We start from the raw sequence: 14026 nt of genomic DNA, 5'->3' as shown, positions 1-14026 counted from the left end.
CCATCATTCGGTCAGACCGAATGATGGTTCCCATCAACCGTTTCGGGGGTGGGCGTCAGTCGAAAGCGGGCGCGCGCCGCAGCCGGCCGGTACCGGGCACCGAGGCCCACACCGCGAGCGCGAGGATGCCGTCCACGATCAGTGCGAGCACGGCGACCAGGACCGCGCCCACGACCACCCGGGTGTAGTCGCGCAGGGCGAGTCCGTCGAAGATGTACCGGCCGAGGCCGCCGAGGTTGACGTAGGCGGCGATCGTCGCGGTCGCGATGATCTGCAGCGTCGCGTTGCGGAGCCCCCCGACGATCAGCGGCAGGGCGTTGGGCACCTCGACCCGCGCGAGCACCTGCCGCTCGGTCATCCCCATCGCCCGGGCCGCGTCCACCACGACGGGTTCCACGTTCGCCACGCCGGCATAGGTGCCCGCCAGGATCGGCGGGACGCCGAGCAGGACCAGCGCGAGGATCGGTGGGACGAGCCCGAGTCCGAGCAGCAGCACGAGGAAGGTCAGCACGCCCAGGGTCGGCAGCGACCGCAGCGAGTTGACCAGCCCGACGAGCACCGCCTCACCGCGCCGGACGTGGCCGATCAGCAGGCCGAGCGGGATCGCGACGGCGGCCGAGACGACGAGCGCGAGCAGGCTGTACCAGAGGTGCTCGACGATGCGCGCGCCGATGCCCGTCGGACCGGACCAGTTCGCCGGGTCGGCGATGTACTCGAACGCGGAAACGAAGATGTTCATGCCGGCCCCTCGGCGTCGCGCAGTACGTTGACCGGGTCGGTGGCCCTGCGGCCCTTGGCCGTTCGGGTCCACGGTGTCAAGACGCGGCCCACCACGTACAGCAGCGCGTCGAACACCAACGCCAGGAACACGATTGCGATGATGCCGGCCATGATCTGATCGGGGTAGTCGCGCTGGTATCCCTTGGTGAACAGTTCGCCGAGCCCCCCGATGCCGATCACCGAGCCGACCGAGACCAGCGAGATGTTCGTGACCGCCACCACCCGGATGTTGGAGATCAGCACCGGAATCGCCAGCGGTAGTTCGACGGTCAGCGCTCGCCGCAACGGGGTGTAGCCCATCGCGGTCGCCGAGTCGATCACGTCGGCCGGTACCGAGTCGAGAGCCTCGGGCACCGCCCGGACCAGCAGCGCGGTCGAGTAGATCGCGAGCGCGATCACCACGTTCAGCGGGTCGAGGATGCTCAGGCCGAAGACGGTTGGGACGGTGACGAACAGGGCCAGCGACGGGATGGTGAACGCTACCGAGGCGATGGTCGTCGTCGTCTTGCGCAGCCACGGGACGTTGCGGATGGCCGTGCCGACCGGCACGGCCAGGACGAGACCGATCAGCAGCGGTACCAGCGCGAGGTACAGGTGCGTCTTGGTGAGGTCGACGACATAGGAGAAGTTGTCGATCAGCCAGCGCATCAGCCGACCGTTTCGCCGTCGAAGAAGTGTCTGCCCCGTTCCCGGTCCTCGGCCTGACGCTGCTCGGCCAGCTTGCGGATGACCTCCGAGCCGTGGATGCCGCCGACCACAGTGCCCGAGTCGTCCACGGCGACACCGATTCCCGAAGGAGAGGAGATCGCCGCGTCCAAGGCCTGACGCAGGTCGCCGCCCCGGGCGAACAGCGAACCGCCGGCCGCGGTGCTGTCGAAGAGCGAGTTGCCCGCGCGGATACCTTCGACACCGGTGACGTCGATCCAGCCCAGCGGGGCGCCGACGTCGGTGACCACGAGTACCCACTCGCCCTGGTCGAGTCGAAGCGCGGGGAGTTCGGCCTCGGTGGCGGTGCGGATCTCGTGCAGCGGCACCTGGTCGGCGGCGCGGAACGACAGTCCGCGATAACCCCGGTCGCGGCCGACGAAGGCCGCCACGAAGTCCGTTGCCGGGGAGGCGAGCACCGTCTGGGGCGGCGCGTACTGCTGCAACCGGCCGTGCGGACCGAACACCGCGACCCGGTCGCCGAGCTTGACCGCCTCGTCGATGTCGTGGGTGACGAACACGATGGTCTTGCGCAGGTCCGCCTGCAATCGCCGCATCTCGGCCTGCAGGTCCTCGCGGACCACCGGGTCGACGGCACTGAACGGCTCGTCCATCAACAGGATCGGCGGGTCCGCGGCCAGGGCGCGGGCGACCCCCACGCGCTGCTGCTGCCCGCCGGACAGTTGCGCGGGATAACGCCCCGCGAGCGCTGGGTCGAGTCCCACCCGCTCGAGTACCTCGAGTGCGGCCCTGCGAGCGGCGCGGCGCGAATCGCCGCGCAGCACCGGGACGGTCGCGACGTTGTCGATCACCGTGCGGTGCGGGAGCAGTCCGGCGCCCTGGATGACGTAGCCGATGCCGAGACGCAGCTCGACGACGTCGGTGTTGGCGACGTCCCGGCCGTTCACCGTGACGGTGCCTGCGGTCGGGGTGATCATCCGGTTGATCATCCGCATGGAGGTGGTCTTGCCGCATCCGGACGGGCCGACGAACACGGTGAAGGATTCGGCGTCGATGGTCAGGTCGAGGCCGTCGACGGCGGTGGTGCCGTCCGGGTAGCGCTTGGTGACCGACTCGAAACTGATCACGGCCGCCCCTAGGAGACCGGCTTGTCGAGCCCCTGGGCGGTCACCCACTGGGAGGCGGCTGCGGCGGGCTCGGTCTTCGCGCTGCCGGACACCGAATCATTGAGTGCGACAAGTTGTTCGGTGGTGAGCTTGGCCGAGACGGCGTCCAGGACGGCCGTGAGCTTCTCGGACTTCTTGCTCGCCCGCAGTAGCGGCACCACGTTCTGGGCGGGGAAGTTGTTCTTCGGGTCGGCGAGGACGACGAAGTTGTTCGCCGCGATGGCGGGCGAGGTGGTGAAGATGTTCGCCGCGGTGACCTTTCCGTCGGCCAGTGCCCGCACGGTCGCCGGTCCACCGCCGTCGGCGATCGGCACGAAGTTTCCGGGGCTGACGTCCAGCCCGTAGTTCTCCTTCAGGCCGGGCAGGCCCACCGAGCGCTCCTGGAACTCGGCAGGCGCCCCGAACTTCACCTCCGCGGAGTGCGGGGCGAGGTCGGCGATGGAGGTCAGTTGCCACTGGTCGGCGGTGCCCCGGGTGACCACGACGGCGTCCTTGTCCTCTGCGGGTGCCGGGGTGGTGATCGCCAGGTCGGGGCCCAGGGCGGCGGTCAGCGTGGCATCCACGTCGGCGGCGGCGGTCGCGGTGGCGTCCTTGTCGAGGTACTGCAGCAGGTTGCCCGTGTAGTCGGGGATCACGTCGATCGAGCCGTCCTTGACCGCGGGCACGTAGGCCTCGCGGCTGCCGATGTTCAGCTTCGTGCTCACGTCGAAGCCGTTGGCCTTCAAGGCCTCCGCGTAGATGTTCGCGACCGTCTCGGACTCGGGGAAGTTGGCCGACCCCACGATGATCGCGTTGGGGTCGGAGCTGCCGCTGCCGCCGCTCGCCAGCGGGTCGGAGTTGCCGCAGGCCGCGACGGTGGTCAGCGCCAGGGCGGCCGCAACGACGGCGATCGAGAGGCGGGGGGAGAGCGGCATCGGCATCCTTCCATCGGTTCCGGCGTTAGCACCCGCCCATGTTCGGGACTGGTTGCTGCGGCGTCGTCAAGCCGGATCTCTCGGCCGCTCGAGATGGTGTTCGCGCTCAGTGTAACGATGGGTACGACATTTGCACGGTGACCGAAGGAGCGTGGCGCGCGATGAACTCACGACTGTGGGCCGGCGCGGTCGCCGTGGTCGCGGTACTGCTTTCGGGCTGTTCGTCGGGTGACTCGGGTCTCGACGGCCCGCCTCCGCTGCCCTCGATCACCGTCGGGTCGGGGCAGGCCGCGGAGAGCAGGGTGCTGGCCGAGATCTACGCGGGCGTGCTTCGGGGCACCGGATCCCCGGTCGACACCCGGCTCGGTCTGGCCGCGGGGGAGGACCTCACCGCACTCGACTCGGGCGCGGTGACGCTGGTGCCCGAGTACACGGGACGACTGCTCGAGCGACTGCATCCCGGTGCCACCGCGACGGAGTCGGACGCGGTGTTCGAGGAGCTGAACCGTTCGCTCCCGGCGGGTCTGTCGGTGTCCGACTACGGTATGGCGCAGGAACCGGGCAGCGGCGAGGCGGGCGAGGCGGGCAGTGCGGAGCCGGCGCAGAACGTGGTGCCGCTCATGCGCTCGGGCGTGCTGACCGCCGCTCAGGTGAAGGCGCTCAACGTTGTTGCGGGCGAGTTGACCTCGGCGGAGCTGGCGCAGATGGGGGATGCGGTGCGCAGCGGTGAGCGCACCGCGGACCAGGCCGCCGCGGACTGGCTCGGCGCGCGTTAGGCCCGAACCCCCGTCAGCGCCCTGCCGAGGAAGCCGCCGAGCTCACGCACCGCGGTGTCGGCCTCCCGCACGATCGACGCCTGCAGGTGCGCGACGTGCCACAGCGTCGGGTACTCGGTGTAGTCGACCGGAACGCCTGCCGCGCGCAGCTTTTCGACCAACGTCACCACCTGTGGGTAGAGCACCTCGGTGGTGCCGACGTGCACGATCGTCGGTGGCAGGCCCGACATGTCGCCGAGCAGCGGCGCGTAGCCGGGGTCGGCGGGGTCGCCGTCGCCGAGATACGCCCGCGCGGCGGCGAACGACCATGCGGTGTTCACCACCAGGTCCCGATCGAACGGTGCGTCCCGGGCCCCCGGATCCACCCAGGGTGCGATCAGCCCGAGTGCAGCCGCGCGCACGCCGTGCCGGTCGATCAGGGCGCGGGCGGCGGCCAGCGACAGCCCCCCGCCTGCCGAATCGCCGGCGATCGCAACCTGATCGGCGCGGTATCCGTGCTCGACGAGCAGTTCCAGGTAGGCGTCGATCGCATCGTCGAGCGCCGCCGGGTACGGGTTCTCCGGCGCCAACCGGTAGTCGAGCACGTAGACGGCGGCCTCGCTCGCGCCGGCCACGTGCGCGGCGAGCGACCGGTGGGTGGCGAGCGAACCGAGCGTGTACCCGCCACCGTGCAGGTAGAGCACCGCGGTGGGGCGTTCGGTGGCGCCGACCGTCACCCGTTCGACCCGGCGGCCGGCCAGGGTGGTCGGACGGACCACCGTGCCCGACGGCAGGGTCTGCAGCACCGAACCCGCGTCGAGCAGCCTTCGGGCCACCGGTGCGGGCATCGTCGAGTGCAGTGCGAGCCGGTAGAATGCGCCGAGGTTGGCGGCGACCAACGGCCGTGGAAGGTACGGCACGTCGGCTACTTCGCCGAGGACTTGGGCAGGACTCGCCCCGCCACGATCGCGACGATGCGCTGGTAGCTCGGGCCCACCAGGCGGACCCAGGCGTCGAGCGCCTTCGCGTCGAGACCGATGAGCACGCGCGGCTTGCTCTTGCGCACGCCGCCGACGATGGTCTTGGCCGCCTCCTCGGGTGTGGTCCGGGCGAGCTTCTTGTCGAAGAACTCGGCGAAGGTGGCCAGGTCCTCGCCGGGTCCGGCGGTCGCGTTGCGGGCGATCGCGGTCTTGATGCCGCCGGGGTGCACGCAGGTCACCTTCACCGGGTGCTTGGCGATGAGCATCTCCTCGCGCAGTGCCTCGGTGAAGCCGCGGACCGCGAACTTCGCGGAGTTGTACGCGGTCTGGCCGGGCATCGACAGCAGGCCGAACAGGCTCGAGATGTTGATCAGGTGACCGTCGCCGGAGGCGATGAGGTGCGGCAGGAAGGCCTTGGTGCCGTTGACGACTCCCCAGAAGTCGACGTCCATGACCCTTTCGAAGTCCTTGAACTCGGACTTCTCGAACTCGCCGTGGTACGCGATGCCCGCGTTGTTGTAGACCTGGTTGACCTTGCCGAAATGTGCTGCCACCGCTGCGGCGTACTCGAACACGGCCTCGCGCTGGGTGACGTCGAGGTGGTCGGACCGGACCTCCGCGCCGAGCGCGGTGACCTGGCGGACGGTCTCCGCGAGACCGGCGCTGTCCATGTCGGACAGGGCCAGCCGGGCGCCCCGCCCCGCGAGGTCGAGTGCGAGCGCGCGTCCGATGCCCGAGCCCGCGCCCGTGATGACCACTACCTTGCCGGTGAACTCGCTCATTCTGCTGCAACCTTCTCGTCGTCGATGTCGTGGGCGATCTCTGCGGCGATCTCGTCGCCGGCGACGGTCGGCAGGTCCTTCACGGCCACGCTGTCGTAGGCGGCGAGGTCGAACTTGCGCGTGATGTTACGGAACTCGAAGGTGAAGCCGGGCCACAGCGTGGTGTTGTTGCCGTGCTTGTCGAGGTACCAGCTGGCGCAGCCGCCGTTGTTCCAGACGCTGCTCGCGAGCTTGTCCTGCAGGTCCTTGTTGTACTCGTCCTGCGCCTCCTGCCGGACCTCGACGGTGCCGATGCCATGGCGTTCGATGGTCTCGATCGCGTCGACCACGTAGTTGAGCTGAGACTCGATCATGAACACCATCGAGCTGTGTCCGAGGCCGGTGTTCGGGCCGACGAGGAAGAACATGTTGGGGAAGTTCGCGATCGCCGAGCCCTTGTAGCCCTGCTGGCCGCTGGCCTCGAAAACCTCTGCCGCGGAACGGCCGTCGCGTCCGTAGATGCCGGCGAAGGTGGGGGAGTCGGTGACATGGAAGCCGGTGGCGACCACGATCGCGTCGACCTCGCGGGTCGTGCCGGTGCGGTCGACGATCCCGGTGGCGGTGACCTCCGCGATGCCGTCGGTGACCAGGTCGGTGCTCGGCTTGGTCAGCGCGGGGAAGTAGTTGTTCGAGATCAGCATGCGCTTGCAGCCGATCTGGAAGTTCGGCGTCACCTTCTTGCGCAGCACCGGATCCTTGATCTGGCGGCGCAGGTGCCGCTGGGCGGCGAACTGCAGCGGCTTCATGAACACCGGGGCCTTGGCCAGGCCGACCACCTGGGTCTCGCGCATCAGGTAGATGCCGAGGCGGGACAGGCGCTGGAATCCGGGCACGTACTTGAACGCGAGGTGCTCGAGGGTGGTGTACTCGCGGTCCGCGCGGGGCAGGATCCACGGCGCGGTGCGCTGGTACACGTCGAGCCGCGACACCTTCGAGGCGAGCTGCGGCACGATCTGGATCGCGGAGGCGCCGGTGCCGATCACCGCGACCCGCTTGCCGGTCAGATCGGCCTCGTGGTTCCAGCGCGAGGAGTGGAAGATCTCGCCCTCGAAACCCTCGATGCCCTTGATGTCCGGCAGCGACGGCTCGCACAGTGCGCCGATCGCGGACACCACGATCTTGGCGACGAACGGGCCCTGGGTGGTCTCGACGTCCCAGCGGGCGGTGGCCTGGTTCCAGTGCGCGGACAGCACGTCGCAGTTGAAGACGTGCTTGTCGAGCACGTTGTACTTGCGCGAGACCGACTCGATGTAGCGCTGGATCTCCGGCTGCGGCGAGAACGAGCGGGTCCAGTCGGGGTTGAGCGCGAACGAGTAGGAGTAGAGCTGCGAGGGCACGTCGCAGGCGGCCCCGGGGTACGTGTTGTCCCGCCAGGTGCCACCCACGTCCGAGCCTCGCTCGAGGACGAGGAAGTTGCGCTTGCCCGCCTGAACCAGCTTGATAGCGGCGCCCAAGCCGGCGAAGCCGCTGCCGATGATCAGTGTGTCGACCTCGCGCGGAGCGGCCTGGGGCTTCGCTGCAGTATCTGTAACTGGGAGACTCATGTACCGAAGAATATGGCCTTACTGATCCCCAGTCAATAGCTAATTGACTCGGATTCAGTAAGCTGACTGTCCATGGAGGTTGTCAAGCGCACCCGGATGAGCCCGGAGGAGCGCCGTGCCCAGTTGATCGACCTGGGTGCCCGGATGCTCGCCGAGCGGCCGCTCGAGCAGGTCTCGGTCGAGGAGATCGCGGACCAGGCCGGCGTCTCCCGGGGGCTGTTGTTCCACTACTTCACCTCCAAGCGGGACTTCCATCTGGCCATCGTGCGGCACGTCAGCGCCGAGATGCTCGAGCGCACCGCACCCGATCTCTCCCGCGAGCCCCTCGACATCTTGCATGCCGCGATCGAGTCCTACGTCGATTACGTCTCGGAGAACCGCAACAGCTACGTCTCCCTCCTGCGGGGCACCGCGAGCGGGGATCCGGAGATGCGCGAGGAGTTCGAGCGGACCCGCGCCACGATGGCCGATCGCATCGTCGCGCAGCTGCCCCGGATCGGCATCGCCGCGGACGCGCGGGTCACCCTCGGGGTGCGCGGTTGGATCGCCTTCGTCGAGGAGGCCACCATCAGCTGGCTGCGAGACCCGCAGATCACCCGCGAGGAACTGATCGACCTCATCGTCACCGCGCTGCCCGCGGTCGCGATGGGTGCGGCCTCGGCCGCCGCGCTGCTGGGCGGCGCGAACTAGCCACCGAGGCGCCCGGGTCATACCCAGGTATCAGAGCCGATCTGGCTCTGCGGAGGGACGCGGCCGGGGACCTGGTGTCCATAGCGTCGATCGCATGGACACCTTCCGATCGCAGGTCCGCCCCCTCCTGGAGCGCCAACGGCCGCTCATGGTGATGGTCGCCGCCATGGTGGCGCTGGCACTCGCCTCCGCCGTCGGCATGGTCGTCGACGACCGAACCTTGCTGGGGGTGTCGGTCTGGGTCAAACCGTTCAAGTTCGCGATCGCGTTCGCGCTCTACGGCGCGACCCTGGCGTGGCTACTGAACTTGCCGCACAAGGGAAGTCGCTGGACGCGGGTGCTGGCCGCCGCGTTCGCCGCGTTCGGTCTCGCCGACGTCGGTTTCATCGCGGTTCAGGCGGCACGCGGCACCTTCAGCCATTTCAACAGGTCCGACGACATCGTCAACTCGGTGGGACAGACGATCTTCATGTACGGCGTGCTGGGCCTGTTCGCGGCCAACCTGGTGATCGCGGTGATCCTGCTGCGTCAGCGGCTGGTCGATCGGCCGACGTCGCTGGCCGTCAAGGCCGGGCTCTGGCTGGCGCTGGCCGGGATGGCGGTCGCGTACCTGGTCGGGTTCCAGGGCAGTCAGTCCGCGCGCGACGCCAACGGCCGCATGGTCGAACTCGGTGCCCGTCACTCGGTCGGCGCAACCGACGACCGTCCCGGCATGCCGATCACCCACTGGAGCACCGTGGGAGGGGATCTGCGCATCCCGCACTTCGTCGGGCTGCACGCGCTGCAGGTCCTGTTGCTCGCCGCGGTGGTTCTGGCGGCGCTCGCGCCGCGCGTCCCGTGGCTTCGGGACGAGGCCGCGCGGGCGGCGGTGATGGGCGTGCTCGCCGGTGGCTACACGGGCCTGCTGGCACTGCTGACCTGGCAGGCGCTGCGCGGACAGCCGCTCACCGACCCCGACGCGCTCACCCTCGCGGCCGGCGGCGCTCTGCTCGCGGCCACCGTGCTCGGCGTCGTGGCCGTGCGTGAATTTCACCCCAGCCGGGGTACCGGTCGCGCACGGGCGGCGCAGCGGCTACAGGTGCCGTAAGAATCGCTCCGGCCCGTCGAGGAACGACCGCCAGTTCCGGACCAGGTCGAGTTCCGACCAGTCCGGGCGCTCGATGCCGTCGTCCGTCAGTTCCCAGATCTCGGCGCCGGGACAGGCCGCCAGCACGGGGGAGTGGGTCGCCATGATCACCTGCGATCCCTCGGCCGCCAGGTCCTTGATCACGCCGAGCAGCGCCAGACAGGACTGGAACGACAGCGCCGCCTCCGGCTCGTCGAGGATCCACAGCCCCACCCCGACCGGCCGCTCGGCGACGTAGTGCAGAAACGACTGGCCGTGGGAGAGCTCGTTGAGCCCCTGGTCGGTGTCCCGGACCCGGTCGGAGTCGGCCCGGTCGAAGAGCGAATGCATCGATTCGGCGCGCAGGAAGCAGCCGCCGTACGGCTTCGGTTGTACCCCGATGCAACTCAGATGTCGCGGCAGGTCGGTGTCCTCGGCGCTGTCGCCCGCCGACCACATGAGGTCCTGCGCACCGGTGAAGCCGGACTGCCAGGCCCCGGCGATCGCCTCGACGAGAGTGGACTTGCCGACCCCGTTCTCGCCGACGATCACCGTGACCGCGTGGGTGAAATCGAGCCCGTCCCTGCACAGTTCGCCGATCGCGGGCAGGTCGAGATACCACGAAGCCGGGTCGAATCCACTCCTGCGAGTGAATTCGACCCGGCTCAGTGGCAAGGCCGGCGCGGGCAAGTTACGCGATCGGCTTGAACGCCTCGTCGATGATCTCCTGCTGCTCGACCGCGTGCACCTTGCTCGAGCCCGAGGACGGGGCCGACATGGCGCGCCGCGAGATCCGCCTGATGCCGGCCAGCTTGTCCGGGATCAGCTCCGGCAGTGCCAGACCGAACAGCGGCCATGCGCCCTGGTTCGCGGGCTCTTCCTGAACCCAGCGGAACTCGGTCGCGTTCGGGTAGCGGTCGAGGGTCTCGCGCAGGCGACGGCTCGGCAGCGGGTAGAGCTGCTCGATCCGCACGATCGCGATGTCGTCGCGGTTGTCCTTCTGCTTGCGGGCCAGCAGCTCCCAGTACAGCTTGCCGCTGACCAGCAGGACGCGCTTGACCTTGTCGCGCTCGCCGCCGCCGGTCTCGTACGTCGGCTCCTCGAACACCGAGCGGAACTTGCCGGTGGTGAAGTCCTCGAGATCGCTGACCGCCGCCTTGTTGCGCAGCATCGACTTCGGGGTGAACACCACGAGCGGACGCCGGATGCCGTCGAGGTGATGGCGGCGCAGCAGGTGGAAGTACGACGCCGGGGTGGACGGCACCGCCACGGTCATCGAGCCCTCCGCGCACAGCTGCAGGAACCGCTCGATGCGGCCGGAGGTGTGGTCCGGACCCTGGCCCTCGTGACCGTGCGGCAGCAGCAGCACGACGTCGGAGAGCTGGCCCCACTTGGCCTCACCGGAGGAGATGAACTCGTCGATGATGGTCTGCGCGCCGTTGACGAAGTCGCCGAACTGCGCTTCCCACAGCACCAACGCGTCGGGGTTGCCCACCGAGTAGCCGTACTCGAAGCCCAGGCCCGCGTACTCGGTCAGCGCCGAGTCGTAGACCATGTACTTGCCGCCGTTGTCGGCATCGGCCGCGATCTGGGCGATCGGGTTGTACTCGTTGCCGTTCTTGCGGTCGATCAGCACCGAGTGCCGCTGCGTGAACGTGCCGCGCCGCGAGTCCTGGCCGGCCAGACGCACCAGCGCGCCCTGCTCGACCAGCGAGCCGAACGCGAGCAGCTCGGCGAACGCCCAGTCGATCTTGCCGTCGCGGGACATCTCGTGGCGCTTCTCGATGACCGGCTTCACGCGCGGGTGCACGGTGAAGCCCTCGGGCACGTTGACGAAGGCGTCGCCGATGCGGGCCAGCGTGTCCTTGTCGACCGAGGTCTGCAGGCGGGCCGGCGGGGTCTGGTCCAGCTCGACGGACTCGGACGGCTCCGGCTTGAACTTCTCGAGCTCACGGACCTCGTTGAACACCCGCTCCAGCTGGCCCTGGTAGTCACGCAGGGCGTCTTCCGCTTCCTTGAGCGAGATGTCGCCGCGGCCGATCAGGGCCTCGGTGTAGCTCTTGCGGACGCTGCGCTTGGTGTCGATCAGGTCGTACATCGCCGGCTGCGTCATCGACGGGTCGTCGCCCTCGTTGTGACCGCGACGGCGGTAGCAGATCATGTCGATGACGACGTCCTTGCCGAACTTCTCGCGGTAGTCCACCGCCAGCTGCGCGACCCAGACACAGGCCTCGGGGTCGTCGCCGTTGACGTGGAAGACCGGCGCCGCAATCATCTTCGCGACGTCGGTGCAGTACTCGGACGAGCGCGAGTGCTCCGGGGCGGTGGTGAAGCCGACCTGGTTGTTGACCACGATGTGCACGGTGCCGCCGGTGCGGTAGCCGCGCAGCAGCGACAGGTTCAGCGTCTCCGCCACGACACCCTGGCCGGCGAACGCCGCGTCACCGTGCAGCATCAGGGGCAGCACGGTGAACCCGTCCTGGCCCTTGTCGAGGATGTCCTGCTTGGCGCGGACCAGGCCCTCGAGCACCGGGTCGACCGCCTCGAGGTGCGAGGGGTTCGCGGTGAGCGAGACCTTGATGTCGTTGTCGCCGAACATCTGGATGTAGTTGCCCTCGGCGCCGAGGTGGTACTTCACGTCGCCGGAGCCGTGCGCGGCCGCCGGGTTCATGTTGCCCTCGAACTCGGTGAAGATCTTCGAGTACGGCTTGCCGACGATGTTCGCGAGCACGTTGAGGCGGCCGCGGTGCGGCATGCCGATGACGACCTCGTCGAGGCCGTGCTCGGCGCTCTGGTCGATGACCGCGTCCATCATCGGGATGACGGACTCGGCGCCCTCGAGCGAGAACCGCTTCTGGCCGACGTACTTGGTCTGCAGGAAGGTCTCGAACGCCTCGGCGGCGTTGAGCTTGCTCAGGACGTACTTCTGCTGCGCGACCGTGGGCTTGACGTGCTTGGCCTCGACCCGGTCCTGGAGCCAGCGCATCTGCTCGGGATCGAGGATGTGGGTGTACTCGACGCCGATGTGCCGGCAGTACGCGTCGCGCAGGATCGACAGCACGTCCCGGAGCTTCATCCGGGCCTTGCCGTTGAACCCGCCGACGTTGAACTCGCGATCGAGGTCCCACAGCGTCAGGTCGTGCGTGGTGACGTCGAGGTCCGGGTGGCTGCGGAACTTGTCCTTGACGAACTGCAGCGGATCGGTGTCCGCCATCAGGTGGCCGCGGCTGCGGTAGGCCGCGATCAGCTCGAGCACCCGGGTGCTCTTGTCTACGGCGCCCTCCGGCACGTCCTTGCGCCAGCGGACCGGCTCGTACGGGATGTGCAGCGCGTGGAAGACCTCGTCGTAGAACTCGTCGCTGATCAGCAGGTTGTGGATCGTGCGCAGGAAGTCGCCGGACTCGGCGCCCTGAATGATCCGGTGGTCGTAGGTCGAGGTCAGGGTCATCAGCTTGCCGACGCCCATGTCCGCGATGCGCTCGTCGCTCGCGCCCTGGAACTCGGCCGGGTACTCCATCGCGCCCGCACCGATGATGGCGCCCTGGCCCTGCATCAGACGCGGCACCGAGTGCACGGTGCCGATGCCGCCGGGGTTGGTCAGCGAGATGGTGACGCCGGAGAAGTCCTCGGCGGTCAGCTTGCCGTCGCGGGCGCGGCGGACGATGTCCTCGTAGGCCGAGTAGAACTGCACGAAGTTCATCGACTCGGTGCCCTTGATGGCCGCGACGACCAGCGAGCGGCTGCCGTCCTTGCCGGGCAGGTCGATCGCCAGACCGAGGTTGGTCTGGGCGGGCGTGACCACGTTCGGCTTGCCGTCGATCTCGGCGAAGTGCCGGTTCATGTTCGGGAAGGCGTTGACGGCCCGCACGATCGCGTAGCCGAGCAGGTGGGTGAACGAGACCTTGCCGCCGCGGGTCCGCGCGAGGTGGTTGTTGATGACGATTCGGTTGTCGAACATCAACTTCGCGGGGATGGCGCGCACGCTGGTCGCGGTGGGGATCGCGAGAGACGCCGACATGTTCCGTGCGACGGCCGCGGCCGCGCCGCGCAGCACCTTGGACTCGTTCTCGGTCGGGGCCGGCGCGGCGGCAGCGGGCTTGGCGGCGGCAGGCTTGGCGGCGGCAGGCTTGGCTGCGGGAGCCGGCGCGGGCGCGGGTGCAGGCGCCGGAGTCGCGGCCGGAGCCGCGGCAGCGGGAGCTGCGGGCGCCGGCGTTGCAGGCTTCGCGGCCACCGGCGGGACGGGCGGTGCGGCTGCAGCGGGGGCAGCGGCGGTGCCGTTGGTGGGGGCGGTTGCGGTGGTCGACGCGGTGGCGGTCACGGGGATCTGCCCGTTCGTGCCATTCGCGTCCGGCTTGTAGTCGGTGAGGAACTCGTGCCAGCTCGCGTCTACGGATGTGGGATCATCCTGGAAGCGCTGGTACATCTCGTCGACAAGCCACTGGTTCTGTCCGAATTGTGACGTAGAACTGCTGCTCACGGCAGGTGTTCGCCTCGTTTCTCTCTTGGTCCCCGATCGGCGCTTGTACACCCGAGGCTAGACCCCCCCAGTGACCGACGTGCAGCGGGCGCGCATCGAGTGAGCTGCGTCACGCCGACCATTTCGCA

12 protein-coding genes and 1 riboswitch are annotated in these 14026 nt (G+C 68.9%); of the genes, 3 read left to right on the top strand and 9 right to left on the bottom strand.

The features are described 5' to 3' along the window. Positions 1-55: 55 nt before the first annotated feature. The 4 genes from ACFXGJ_RS06455 to ACFXGJ_RS06440 are packed head-to-tail and all read right to left on the bottom strand — an operon-like array spanning position 56 to position 3526. On the bottom strand, positions 56-739 hold the full coding sequence (locus ACFXGJ_RS06455; protein ID WP_378617517.1) for an ABC transporter permease: 684 nt from the start codon (positions 737-739) through the stop codon (positions 56-58). Continuing rightward, on the bottom strand, positions 736-1428 hold the full coding sequence (locus ACFXGJ_RS06450; RefSeq protein WP_378617516.1) for an ABC transporter permease: 693 nt from the start codon (positions 1426-1428) through the stop codon (positions 736-738). The genes ACFXGJ_RS06455 and ACFXGJ_RS06450 overlap by 4 nt, the downstream gene beginning before the upstream one ends. After that, on the bottom strand, positions 1428-2573 hold the full coding sequence (locus ACFXGJ_RS06445) for an ABC transporter ATP-binding protein (protein ID WP_378617515.1): 1146 nt from the start codon (positions 2571-2573) through the stop codon (positions 1428-1430). The genes ACFXGJ_RS06450 and ACFXGJ_RS06445 overlap by 1 nt, the downstream gene beginning before the upstream one ends. Before the next feature lie 8 nt (positions 2574-2581). Next, positions 2582-3526: an ABC transporter substrate-binding protein gene (locus tag ACFXGJ_RS06440; protein ID WP_378617514.1), complete on the bottom strand. Its 945-nt coding sequence runs from the start codon at positions 3524-3526 to the stop codon at positions 2582-2584. Positions 3527-3533: 7 nt separating this feature from the next. Then, a riboswitch (SAM riboswitch) is annotated at positions 3534-3626 on the bottom strand. A gap of 61 nt (positions 3627-3687) precedes the next feature. Here ACFXGJ_RS06440 and ACFXGJ_RS06435 point away from each other — a divergent pair. Beyond that, on the top strand, positions 3688-4302 hold the full coding sequence (locus ACFXGJ_RS06435; protein WP_378617513.1) for a glycine betaine ABC transporter substrate-binding protein: 615 nt from the start codon (positions 3688-3690) through the stop codon (positions 4300-4302). Here ACFXGJ_RS06435 and ACFXGJ_RS06430 read toward each other — a convergent pair. From ACFXGJ_RS06430 to ACFXGJ_RS06420, 3 genes are read right to left on the bottom strand one after another with little or no spacing between them, the layout of a single operon-like run. After that, positions 4299-5201, bottom strand: coding sequence for an alpha/beta hydrolase (locus ACFXGJ_RS06430; protein WP_378617512.1), 903 nt, complete (start codon positions 5199-5201; stop codon positions 4299-4301). The two genes, ACFXGJ_RS06435 and ACFXGJ_RS06430, sit on opposite strands and share 4 nt — an antisense overlap. A 5-nt stretch (positions 5202-5206) precedes the next feature. Then, the gene (locus ACFXGJ_RS06425) at positions 5207-6043 is read right to left on the bottom strand and encodes an SDR family NAD(P)-dependent oxidoreductase (protein ID WP_378617511.1); all 837 of its coding nucleotides are present in this window, start codon (positions 6041-6043) and stop codon (positions 5207-5209) included. Continuing rightward, positions 6040-7626 (bottom strand): flavin-containing monooxygenase, encoded by a 1587-nt coding sequence (locus ACFXGJ_RS06420; protein WP_378617510.1) that lies wholly within the window; start codon positions 7624-7626, stop codon positions 6040-6042. The genes ACFXGJ_RS06425 and ACFXGJ_RS06420 overlap by 4 nt, the downstream gene beginning before the upstream one ends. Positions 7627-7698: 72 nt before the next feature. Here ACFXGJ_RS06420 and ACFXGJ_RS06415 point away from each other — a divergent pair, with 72 nt between their 5' ends. Then, positions 7699-8316 (top strand): TetR/AcrR family transcriptional regulator, encoded by a 618-nt coding sequence (locus tag ACFXGJ_RS06415; RefSeq protein WP_378617509.1) that lies wholly within the window; start codon positions 7699-7701, stop codon positions 8314-8316. 94 nt (positions 8317-8410) lie between these two features. Then, on the top strand, positions 8411-9403 hold the full coding sequence (locus ACFXGJ_RS06410; protein ID WP_378617508.1) for a hypothetical protein: 993 nt from the start codon (positions 8411-8413) through the stop codon (positions 9401-9403). Here ACFXGJ_RS06410 and ACFXGJ_RS06405 read toward each other — a convergent pair. Next, the gene (locus ACFXGJ_RS06405; RefSeq protein WP_378617522.1) at positions 9389-10090 is read right to left on the bottom strand and encodes an AAA family ATPase; all 702 of its coding nucleotides are present in this window, start codon (positions 10088-10090) and stop codon (positions 9389-9391) included. The two genes, ACFXGJ_RS06410 and ACFXGJ_RS06405, sit on opposite strands and share 15 nt — an antisense overlap. Before the next feature lie 22 nt (positions 10091-10112). After that, complete coding sequence (locus ACFXGJ_RS06400; protein WP_378617507.1) at positions 10113-13898, bottom strand: multifunctional oxoglutarate decarboxylase/oxoglutarate dehydrogenase thiamine pyrophosphate-binding subunit/dihydrolipoyllysine-residue succinyltransferase subunit; 3786 nt, start codon at positions 13896-13898, stop codon at positions 10113-10115. Positions 13899-14026 lie beyond the last annotated feature (128 nt).

The organism is Rhodococcus sp. NPDC059234, from assembly GCF_042754225.1.
Taxonomy (GTDB): Bacteria; Actinomycetota; Actinomycetes; order Mycobacteriales; family Mycobacteriaceae; genus Rhodococcus_G.
This window is presented reverse-complemented; position numbering and strand designations above follow the sequence as displayed.